Origin of the sequence: Methylobacterium sp. J-072, assembly GCF_022829425.1 — a bacterium.
GTDB lineage: Bacteria > Pseudomonadota > Alphaproteobacteria > Rhizobiales > Beijerinckiaceae > Methylobacterium.
Genome location: NZ_JAKSYK010000207.1, coordinates 291,924 through 298,855, shown reverse-complemented (window position 1 = coordinate 298,855; position 6,932 = coordinate 291,924). Strand labels below are relative to the sequence as shown.

Annotated in this window: 6 protein-coding genes and 1 pseudogene; 1 reads left to right on the top strand and 6 read right to left on the bottom strand. The window is 65.6% G+C overall.

Annotation, left to right across the window (positions count from 1 at the left end):
* Both MKK67_RS28090 and MKK67_RS28085 read right to left on the bottom strand, forming a co-directional pair.
* Window positions 1-139: tyrosine-type recombinase/integrase (locus MKK67_RS28090; protein WP_313899048.1), on the bottom strand; the 139-nt coding region annotated here is incomplete at its 3' end.
* Between the two features lie 38 nt (window positions 140-177).
* Window positions 178-525, bottom strand: a pseudogene (locus tag MKK67_RS28085) (metallohydrolase); the annotation flags it as partial.
* 511 nt (window positions 526-1,036) lie between these two features.
* Here MKK67_RS28085 and MKK67_RS28080 point away from each other — a divergent pair.
* On the top strand, window positions 1,037-1,414 hold the full coding sequence (locus MKK67_RS28080; RefSeq protein WP_243971699.1) for a hypothetical protein: 378 nt from the start codon (window positions 1,037-1,039) through the stop codon (window positions 1,412-1,414).
* Window positions 1,415-1,644: 230 nt separating this feature from the next.
* Here MKK67_RS28080 and MKK67_RS28075 read toward each other — a convergent pair whose 3' ends face one another.
* From MKK67_RS28075 to MKK67_RS28060, 4 genes are read right to left on the bottom strand one after another with little or no spacing between them, the layout of a single operon-like run.
* Entirely contained in the window at window positions 1,645-3,903 is a 2,259-nt protein-coding gene (locus MKK67_RS28075) for an AAA family ATPase (RefSeq protein ID WP_243971697.1), read from the bottom strand.
* Window positions 3,900-4,367, bottom strand: a complete 468-nt coding sequence (locus tag MKK67_RS28070) for a hypothetical protein (RefSeq protein WP_243971695.1) — start codon at window positions 4,365-4,367, stop codon at window positions 3,900-3,902. Before MKK67_RS28070 ends, MKK67_RS28075 begins: the two co-directional genes overlap by 4 nt.
* Complete coding sequence (locus tag MKK67_RS28065; protein ID WP_243971693.1) at window positions 4,367-4,924, bottom strand: hypothetical protein; 558 nt, start codon at window positions 4,922-4,924, stop codon at window positions 4,367-4,369. Before MKK67_RS28065 ends, MKK67_RS28070 begins: the two co-directional genes overlap by 1 nt.
* A 3-nt stretch (window positions 4,925-4,927) precedes the next feature.
* A complete protein-coding gene (locus MKK67_RS28060; protein WP_243971691.1) occupies window positions 4,928-6,904 on the bottom strand; it encodes an integrase in 1,977 nt (658 codons plus the stop codon).
* Window positions 6,905-6,932: the final 28 nt, after the last annotated feature.

Below are 6,932 nucleotides of genomic sequence, written 5' to 3'. Positions count from 1 at the left end.
TCGCAGCTGACAACAGCACCACCCGGGTCTTGCCGCCCTTGCCGAACACCGTCGCCTGCCCGGCCTCATCCCGGACCGCGAGATCCCGCCAGCGCAGGCCGCACACCTCCGAGATGCGCAGGCCGCCGCCGTAGAGCACGGGTCCGTGCCGTTCTGTTAGGCGCTCTTAGGCTCCTTGCGCTCGGCGCGCCGGAACACGATGGGCGATGACCACATCTCCCGAATGACGATCTTGTCGTCGTCCGAACTCCACTGACTCAGCGGCCCGAGATGGAAGTGCCGGCGCAGACCCGCGCAATGATCTTGGTCGGGATGGGTCAACAAAAAGGCATCGACGTAGAGGCGGCCGCTTCCGTCGCGCTCCAGCAGGTCCCGCAGCTGCGTTCCGACATCGGGGGCATCGTCGTCCGGATCGTCCGCGCATTGCGTGATCTTGCAGTCGATGAGGATCCGGCGACCGCTCTCCAAAGTGACGAGGGTCATATCGCCGTTGCCGACCTGAAAATGCGTCGTCGTGACCTTCATGGAGCGTCTCCCAGGAAACCAACTCCGGCAGCCGCTGCCGATGGCGCCAAGCTCACCGTAAGCTTGGCCGTACTTGTTTTGTTCTGAGCGGTATTGGAGGACGCCGATCCGGCGTCCTCCTGCGTCTAATTCGGCTCCGATTGCCGGCTACCTTACGTCAGGGGCGTCACCCTCATTTGAGTTGCCAATTGACCGCAATAAACAACCTCAGATCATATCCAGCAAATTATGCCTCTCAAATAGAGGCCGCTCCGAAGTATTTCCGACCATCTTATGCCTCACACTTCAACACTAGGCGTCAGTCGCAACAGTCACGAGCATCCGGTCGTACTTGAGCACTAATATAACAGGATCTGCATCTTTTGTGTGTATGTTCAATGGCTTGACCGAGAGCATATGCAGTTCGGGTTATGCCGTCTTATGCAAGGCGGCATAAAGTGACGAGATCCTAGCACTCGCCTACATGGTTCGACACGGGCGTTGTGGCTCGTATCGAACCGCCGGAGTGACGATGCCCGACATCATGATCAGCTACGATCTTAAGACGGGCAGTCCAGTCCCTTACGGACCCTTCATGGAGGCGGCCGAAAAGGAAGGCCTTCTGTACGTTTGGAAGGGTGCTAAGTTCGTGAGCCGCCTGCCCAACACGACTGTCTGGGGTGTCTTCACCGATTGCCCGACAGCCAACGCCGCCTTCGACCGTGCTCTCGTCGCTGCCGGCAAGGTCGTCGGATACAAGATCACGCTGGAAAAGCGCATGACGGTCTCATACGAGGGCGCCGAGTCGAGCTCCAACAAACGGAAGGAGCCGGTCCCGAAGTGGACCGGGACAACGGCGTTTCAGACATCCAGGCTGCATCAGAAGAACGATCCGTTCTTCGTGTACTGAGAAGCAGAGCTCCCTGACCTCCGAACCCATCCCTTCGCATCATCACCCTGGCATGGCCGTGCTCGCCCGCAAGGCATCCACGCACTGCGTGCGCGGACCCTCCTTGCAGGCTGCGCGCGCCCATGCCGGACGGGCGATGCGAGGGGACGGCTCCGAAGGTCAGGGGTAGCGGGACCACCTATCTGGGCTAAGGCCCAGGAAAGGTCGCTTGCTCAGGGACTCACCAAAGGTCAGGGACTGCCGTTGAGCTCAGTGGCGGCCGTAGCAGGCATCGGTCGATCCCATTCGAACCCGACCAGCCGCTGCTCCGCGGCCCATGGCATATCCAGCGTGAGCCCGATCACCTTCGGATCCCCGACAATGACCACCTGCCGTTCCGCCCGGGTCAGGGCTGTGTAGAGCCAGGATGGGTCCAGCAACTGACATGGGGTCAGCGCGATGATGACCCTCTTGGCCTGGGACCCTTGGGCCCGATGGCAGGTCAGGGCGTAGCCGAGGCTGAGGTCGAGGAGCTCGTCACGCTTGAACTGATGCTCCTCACCATCGAAATCGGTCGTCATGACGTCGCCGTCCAAGCTCACGACCGTCCCCATGCTGCCGTTGAAGAGGCCACGCGCATAGTCGTTGCGCCCGTGCAGGATCGGCTCGCCGATGGAAAAGCGCTCACCAAGGGGCGACACCATCTCCGACGATTGGTTGGCGTCGACGAAGAGCTCGTGAAGTTCCTCGTTCAGGGCCGGGACGCCGGTGATGCCCGACTTCGTCGGTGCGATCACGAGCAGGTCTTCGGCGGCGAGGTCCTGGTAGGCTCGTAGAACCTCATCCCGGATCGATTCGAGATCCGTGGCGGGGATGAGCGAGACGCCATCCTGCAGGCCGGCATAGGGCTTCAGGACGGGCAGCCGGCGTTCGCGGACGGCGGCCGCCACGAGGGGGATGCCGCTGTCGTCCGTTTGCCGATGGATGACAGTCAAGCTTGCCGTGATCCGTTCGTCGGCGATGATGCGATGGAAGACGATGCCGAAGCCCACCGGCGGAAGCTGCCGCTCGTCCCCGACCAACAGCAAACGGGCACCGGCCGGCATCCTTCGGAGGAGAGCGTGCATCGTGGCGATGTCGACCATCGAGGCCTCGTCGACGATGACCAGGCTCTGCGGCGTGATCTCGGCGAGCGTTTCCAACCGCGCGGTAAGCTTCAGTTCCTCGCCGCGTTCCACCCCCTCCAGCAGCGCGTCGGCGATACGTGCCCGCTCGTCCAATTCACGGATGGTCCTGAAGAGTGTGCGGGCGAGCCGGCCGGTCGACCGGCTCAGCCGCAGGGCGGCCTTACCGGCAAGCGCTGCAAGGACGACATCCCCGCCGGTCGCCTCCCAGACATGGCAGATCGCCCGGGTGACGTGCGTTTTACCGACCCCGGCGCCGCCCCGCAGACACGCGAAAGGACACGCGAGAACCTGGAGGACCGCGGCCCGCTGTTCCGGATGAAGGATACCGGCGGACCCTTCGTAATTTGCAAGCGCCACCCGGTTCTCGGCGGACCTGTCGGGACGCTTCGCGATGTGTCCGAGCGCGTGGATGTCGAGGAATCGGCTTACCACGGCCTCTTCCATGAGGGCGCACCCGGGTGCCCGCCAGGTGTCGGCTTCACCGGCGCGGACGGCGCCGTTCCGCGCGCCGGCCGATACGGCCGCTCCGACGCGGGGGTGATCGACAGCCACGTCGAGCGCGATGGCGAGCGCCAACTGGAGGTCGGCATCCCCGATCATGGTGTCGCCGGACGCGATCACGGCCTTCATCACCGCGTCGACGGCGCCGACCAGGCGATCCGGCACGTCCTCGACCGTGCGTATCCCGGCCTCCCGTAGAAGGCGACAGCCGAGCGCATCCACCTTCGGCCAGGGCAGTAGCGAGATCAGGCACCACGGGTTCCGGCCGAGCGTATCGACCGCCGTCTCGCCGAGTGCGGCGGAGATCCTCATCGCGACACGCATGTCGTCCACGCCGCAACCCTGCAGCCAGACCACGAGCTTCGCCTCCGCCTCGGCGTCCCGCCATGCCCGAACGGCAGCCGCCGCGATACGCGGTCCGAGCAGCGGCCGCTCCGGCGCCAGCACCGCACCTATTTCCGCTAGGTCGCCCTTGAGCAAAACTTCAGGGAGATCGGTGCCGTAGGCCTTCCACAACCGATCTGCCCGGTCCTGGCCTATCCCCGGCACGTGGGAGGCGAGGAACGACCGTACGAGTGCCCCGCTCGGGAGCTGCCGGACCGCCCGCCTGGCTTCGAGCTGTGGTCCCCATTTCGTCTTCGTGATGGGCCCCTCGACGGTCCACCGCTCGCCGACCGCCGGGGCGCCCATCATGACGCGACGGAGCGCCCTGACCCGTAGCTCGGGCCCCGATGCATCTCCGTCCTCTCCCACGACGCGGGTCGCCAGGATCACCCCGAACTCGCGCTCGGACAGGATGTGCTCGACGGTCACCAGGGTCATCGGGCCGTCCCGGACCGTACGACCATGCCGGTGTCCTCCAGCATGGCCATCTGCGCGCGCAGGGACGCGTTCTCGCGCCGGAGGGCGTCGATGACTGACTCCCGTTCGGCCATGGTCTTACGGAGCTCGGACGCCTCGCCCGAGAGCTTGCCGATCCGTTGCCGGGCCGCATCGTGCGCCTCTTCGGGCGACCGGCTCCCGATGAGTTCCAGCCCCTGCTGCTCGGCGACGGCGTTCACCGCCGAGCGCAATTCGGGCTTGTTGAAGAAATGCTGCTCGTGGTGGATCTTGATCTTGTCGTCCCGGGCCGCCAGGGCGCGCACCAACTGGCGTACGTTCACCTTGCCGTCCGTGACCGGCAGCGTCGGGGTGAGGCGCCTACCACGCTCCCAGGCCTCCTGGAGCTCCTCCAGGTAGGGCTCCAGGACCGCTGCGATCTGCGGCGTGATGGAGGGCTTCGCCATCAGCGGGGATCCTTCGCGCCGGTCATCGGGATCACGTTCCGCCCCGCCAGCTCGGCCTGGAGTTGCTGAACCTGGCGCGCCAGCGCGGCGTTCTCGGTGGTGAGTTTGGCGAGCTCGCCACGTCCGTCGACGTATTCGAGCTCCGCCTCGGTCCATGCTTGGCGGATCGCCTTGATCTCGGCGTTGGCCTCGTCGACGCGCTCGGTCACGACCTTGCGGATGGTGCGGGCACCCCGGGCGATCCTCTTGTTCGCTCCCGCGACCCAATCCGCCACCTCGGCCTTGAAGTCATGATGGTGCCGTTTCTCCAGAGCGGCCGAGCTGAGCCCGGCACGGCGCAGGACCTCCTGCAGCGTGATCCTCCCATCGCTGAGCGGGTAGATGCCCTTGTTCGCCTCCACGTCGGCCTGGATGTCGCGCATGGCGGCCTCGCAGCGCTCTCGCGTCGACAGCTTCCGTTGAGCCGACACGCGCCGCCCCTCGTTGCCGATGCGCGCCGCCGCGGCATCGGCCGAGGCCGACTGCGTTTCCTGATCCGCCGCCTTCCGTCTCGCCATGAGTCACTCCCCCTTCCAGATTCGGGCAACGGTTTCGCTATTCGCCGACCATCTCTCGCGGACCTCCTCCCATCGCCTGAGTTGGGCCAGGAGCTGGCCCCGAAGGTTCTCGGCCAGCATGTCTGCCCCCTCCCGCTCCGCCGCCTCGAATTCTTGGACCAGGGCCCCCACGGCCGCGTCGCACTGCGCCTTCGCCCGGGACGTCTCCAGCCGATGGTCGCAGGTGGTCCGGCAACTGCCGGGATCCGGCTCTCCGAAGCCCTGTGTGCAGGGTCCGAACTGCCCAGGGGCCTTGGTGCAGATGACGCCGGGCCGGACGAGCTCCCACTGCTTGCCGCCGAAGGTCAGGATGTCGGTGAGTTCCCGGAGGCTGTCGGCCCCGAACGTTTCCTCGCCGCGCCGCATGCGGAGGTCTTCGAGCCCCTGGCGAAGGGGGGCCGCCGCAGGTCCGCCGGCCTCGCCGGCGATGGTCTCGGCGATGGCGTCCTCCGCCAGGACGAACGCCGTCTCCGTGGCGACCCGCATGACGTCCTGCGCGATCTCGGGGTCCGAGAGCATGTAGCGCAGCGTCATTTCGAGATCGCGATGGCCGAACAGGTCAAGGAGTACCTGAGGGGCACTCATAACCGAGAGGGCGACGATCCTTGCTACCGTATGACGCCACCGATGGGCATGGGCTCGATCCTTACCGGTGAGATGGGAGAGACCGAGATGCTCGACAGCCGACACCATGGGCTCGGTCAGGTTGAGCAGGGGCGAGCCGACAGGGTGGGTTCCGGCCTTGCCGGAAAGAACCCAGATGTGGTTCGCACCGTCCGGTCGGACACGCCGCGCAAGATCGTGCTGTAGCTCGATGGCTTTGACCGCCGCCGGATGTAGTGGCCAGTCACGAGGTTGACCTTCGACCTCGTCAGCGAGCTTGAACGTCCGGCCCGCGAGACGTCCGTCGGCAAGATGACCGAGGGCTTCGTCCTGAGCCGAGGCGATCTCGCTCATGCGGGCGCCAACGCAGAAGCCGACCATGCACAGGTTCATCGCCTGGAGGATTCCAACCATCAGGGAGATGGACCCGCCATCGCGGGGCGGCCAACGGTCGGATTTCTCGAACTTAAATCCGACCTTCTGTGCCACCTCGAACGGAAGCCGGGTGATCGGCTGCCCATCGGCGTCGCGCCAGTCGATGGATGCAAGGTGCGCTCGCCGTCTTTCGATCACGGCCGGGTTGCTCGTGACTTGTCCCCTTGCCGCAGCCTCGGCAGTGATCTCGCGCAATGCGGACCAGCAGTCGAGAAGCTGTGATGCCAGGTGGCGCTGGATCCAAAGCCCTCGCCATACGACCTCCGTCACGAATGCGTCCGAGAACGGCTGCCAGTTCCGCTCTTCGGTCTTGACGGTCCGCACCGGTGCCGGCCCCCGGTTCGACCCCTCCTTCATGGAGGCAGCGTCCTGGTGTGCGGGGGTGAGGCTGGGATAATCGGACAGGACACCGCGTTCGCCGGACTCCGAGAGCCAGCGAAACAGCGTCACGACATCGGTTCGCGGCCGCTGGCCATCACAGACGGCATCCCGCATCGATAGGCGGTCCACCAGCGTGAGGTGGCCCCATATCAGTCCGTCAGCGGATGGCCTGTTTTTCTTCTGCCATTCCACGCAGCGGAGGAGCAGCCGGGCCGAGCCGAGCCAGGACGAGGGTGCGTAGGACCTGATCCCCGTGTTCGTCCGGCGCGGTAGCCACAATGCCAAGAGCGAGCGCCGTACGCTCTCCTCGCGTACGGCCGCCAACTGATCGTCGTCGGTCAACGTGCCGTCCAAGGTCGGGTCGATGGTCCGCATGGAGGTGCGCCGAAGCGGGCCCGCCGGCATCCAGTGCTCAGGCATGACGATCAGCGGGTCACCCACGCGGCAGCCAGGAAAGATCTCGATCCGGCGGACCTCGGACCAGGGACGGGCGGCGAGCTCCGAGAAGTTGCCAAGCGACATCGCGATGCCCTCGCGCCAGGATCCGACC

Bases quoted from the DNA above. Each gene is read 5' to 3' on its own strand.
- MKK67_RS28080 (WP_243971699.1), top strand. From the start codon at position 1,037: ATGCCCGACATCATGATCAGCTACGATCTTAAGACGGGCAGTCCAGTC.
- MKK67_RS28075 (WP_243971697.1), bottom strand. From the start codon at position 3,903: ATGACCCTGGTGACCGTCGAGCACATCCTGTCCGAGCGCGAGTTCGGG.
- MKK67_RS28070 (WP_243971695.1), bottom strand. From the start codon at position 4,367: ATGGCGAAGCCCTCCATCACGCCGCAGATCGCAGCGGTCCTGGAGCCC.
- MKK67_RS28065 (WP_243971693.1), bottom strand. From the start codon at position 4,924: ATGGCGAGACGGAAGGCGGCGGATCAGGAAACGCAGTCGGCCTCGGCC.
- MKK67_RS28060 (WP_243971691.1), bottom strand. From the start codon at position 6,904: ATGTCGCTTGGCAACTTCTCGGAGCTCGCCGCCCGTCCCTGGTCCGAG.